At 68.6% G+C, this 3081-nt stretch carries 2 protein-coding genes; one reads left to right on the top strand and one right to left on the bottom strand.

The window, feature by feature from the left end:
- Positions 1-238: 238 nt before the first annotated feature.
- Positions 239-1051, bottom strand: coding sequence for a class I SAM-dependent methyltransferase (locus GTW40_RS14315; RefSeq protein ID WP_161180558.1), 813 nt, complete (start codon positions 1049-1051; stop codon positions 239-241).
- Positions 1052-1442: 391 nt separating this feature from the next.
- On the opposite strand from GTW40_RS14315, the gene rpsA reads away from it, so the two are divergent.
- Positions 1443-2936, top strand: coding sequence for a 30S ribosomal protein S1 (rpsA, locus tag GTW40_RS14310; RefSeq protein WP_161180557.1), 1494 nt, complete (start codon positions 1443-1445; stop codon positions 2934-2936).
- Positions 2937-3081: the final 145 nt, after the last annotated feature.

Below are 3081 nucleotides of genomic sequence, written 5' to 3'. Positions count from 1 at the left end.
CCCGCCGCCCACCAGCCCGGCCAGCACCAGCGGCACCAGGGTCGTCTTGCCGGTGCCGGGCGGCGCCACCAGTACGGCGGCGCCGCCCGCGTCCAGCGCGTCGGTCAGGGCGGGCAGGGCGGAGCGCACGGGCAGCGCGGCGAGGGCGTCGTCACGGATCATGCCCCCAGTGTCGTACGCGGCCCGTTGCAAAGAGGTTGCCGACCGCGGTGAGGGGATTTCACTCCCCGGGAGGGTTTCAGTCCCGCTCGCACACAAAGATCGCCGTGCCCGGGATCAGCGCGCCCCGCAGGGGGGACCAGCCGCCCCACTCGGCGGTGTTCCAGGCCGGCCACTCCGGCTCGACCAGGTCCACCAGGCGGAACCCGGAGGTCGCGATGTCGCGCACCCGGTCGCCGATCGTGCGGTGGTGCTCCACATAGACGGCGTGGCCGTTCTCGTCCTGCTCCACGTACGGGGTGCGGTCGAAGTACGACGCCGCCACCGAGAGCCCCTCGGGCCCCGGCTCGTCCGGGAAGGCCCAGCGGATCGGGTGCGTCACCGAGAACACGAACCGGCCGCCCGGCCGCAGCACCCGGTGCACCTCGCGCAGCACCAGCCGGGGATCGGCCACGAACGGCAGCGCGCCGTACGCCGAGCACACCAGGTCGAAGGAGGCGTCCGCGAAGGGCAGCGCTCCCGCGTCCGCGCAGACCAGCGGGAAGGAACCGCCGATCCGCAGGGAGTGCTGGAGCTGGCGGTGGGAGAGGTCGAGGGCCACCGGGCGGGCGCCCTGCGCGGCCAGCCAGCGGGAGCACTGGGCGGCACCCGCGCCGATCTCCAGCACGTCCCGGCCCTTCAGGTCCTCGGGCGCGCCGAGCAGCTCGGCCTCCACCTCGTCCAGGCCCTCCGGGCCCCATACGAAGCGGTCGTCGCCGAGGAACGTGCCGTGCTCGACCTGGTACTCGTCCGCGTTGCGGTCCCACCAGCCGCGGTTGGCGCGGCTGCTCTCCGCGACGTCCGCGTCACGGCGGGTTGCTTCCGGCTCGGTCCCCTCGGGATCGGGCCCCATGGGCTCTTGGATGATCGGCTCCCTCGTCGTACTCTTCCGTCCAACCGACCCGCCGGGCGAGTGTCACGGAACGGGTCTCCCCGGCCTGCGCGGCCGCTTGAGACGATTCTTCTGCCGGGAATGCGGCGATCCGCCCCGGGTGTGCGCCTTCGCGCATTGACCCTGCCCGGCTGCCCCCGTATGCTACAAGTTGCGCTGCGGGCCTGCGTACCTCAGACGTAGCAGGTCGCGCTCGCATCTGTATGTATGTCCCCTCGGTTTTCGAGGCGCCACCGGGCACCCGGTGCTCAAGTGGCGCTTCCTTGGCTGTCCGGTCTTCTGCAGAGCGAAACGGGCTCCCGGCGTAAGCAGTACCTACGACTTCAATGTCCGCACCGGAGCCCTTTCCCACATGACGAGCAGCACCGAGACCACCGCCACCACCCCGCAGGTTGCGGTCAACGACATCGGCGACGCGGACGCGTTCCTCGCGGCGATCGACGAGACGATCAAGTACTTCAACGACGGCGACATCGTTGACGGTGTCATCGTCAAGGTCGACCGGGACGAGGTTCTCCTCGACATCGGTTACAAGACCGAAGGCGTCATCCCGAGCCGCGAGCTCTCGATCAAGCACGACGTCGACCCGAACGAGGTCGTCAAGGTCGGCGACGAGATCGAGGCCCTGGTTCTCCAGAAGGAGGACAAGGAAGGCCGCCTGATCCTCTCGAAGAAGCGTGCCCAGTACGAGCGCGCCTGGGGCACCATCGAGAAGATCAAGGAAGAAGACGGCATCGTCACCGGTACCGTCATCGAGGTCGTCAAGGGTGGTCTCATCCTCGACATCGGTCTCCGTGGCTTCCTGCCGGCCTCCCTGGTCGAGATGCGCCGCGTCCGCGACCTCCAGCCCTACGTGGGCAAGGAGCTCGAGGCGAAGATCATCGAGCTGGACAAGAACCGCAACAACGTGGTCCTGTCCCGCCGCGCCTGGCTCGAGCAGACCCAGTCCGAGGTCCGCCAGACGTTCCTCACGACCCTCCAGAAGGGTCAGGTCCGCTCCGGCGTCGTGTCCTCCATCGTCAACTTCGGTGCCTTCGTGGACCTGGGTGGCGTCGACGGTCTGGTTCACGTCTCCGAGCTGTCCTGGAAGCACATCGACCACCCCTCCGAGGTTGTCGAGGTCGGCCAGGAGGTCACCGTCGAGGTTCTCGACGTCGACATGGACCGCGAGCGTGTCTCCCTGTCGCTGAAGGCGACGCAGGAGGACCCGTGGCAGCAGTTCGCCCGTACCCACCAGATCGGCCAGGTCGTCCCGGGTAAGGTCACGAAGCTGGTTCCGTTCGGTGCGTTCGTCCGCGTGGACGAGGGCATCGAGGGTCTGGTCCACATCTCCGAGCTGGCCGAGCGCCACGTGGAGATCCCGGAGCAGGTCGTCCAGGTCAACGACGAGATCTTCGTCAAGGTCATCGACATCGACCTCGAGCGTCGCCGCATCAGCCTCTCGCTGAAGCAGGCCAACGAGGCCTTCGGTGCCGACCCGTCGGCGGTCGAGTTCGACCCGACCCTGTACGGCATGGCCGCGTCCTACGACGACCAGGGCAACTACATCTACCCCGAGGGCTTCGACCCCGAGACCAACGACTGGCTCGAGGGCTTCGAGTCGCAGCGTGAGGTCTGGGAGAACCAGTACGCCGAGGCGCAGCAGCGCTTCGAGCAGCACCAGGCTCAGGTCATCAAGTCCCGCGAGGCCGACGAGGCCGCTGCCGCCGAGGGTGGCGAGGCTGCCGCTCCGGCCGCGACCGGTGGCGGTTCGTACTCCTCCGAGGGTGCGGACACGTCCGGTGCCCTGGCTTCCGACGAGGCGCTTGCCGCGCTGCGGGAGAAGCTGGCGGGCGGCCAGAGCTGAACGCTCGCCGCTGAGGCTTAGCAGGTAAGTCTGAGGGCCCGTACCTTTCGAGGTGCGGGTCCTCAGGCGTTTTTGCGTTTTCGGGTGCGTTTTCGGGTGCGGGTGCGGGTGCGTTGTGGCTTGTCGCGCAGTTCCCCGCGCCCCT

It is taken from the genome of Streptomyces sp. SID4985, from assembly GCF_009863025.1.
Lineage (GTDB): Bacteria > Actinomycetota > Actinomycetes > Streptomycetales > Streptomycetaceae > Streptomyces.
This window is presented reverse-complemented; position numbering and strand designations above follow the sequence as displayed.

Bases quoted from the DNA above. Each gene is read 5' to 3' on its own strand.
- GTW40_RS14315 (WP_161180558.1), bottom strand. From the start codon at position 1,051: ATGGGGCCCGATCCCGAGGGGACCGAGCCGGAAGCAACCCGCCGTGAC.
- rpsA (WP_161180557.1), top strand. From the start codon at position 1,443: ATGACGAGCAGCACCGAGACCACCGCCACCACCCCGCAGGTTGCGGTC.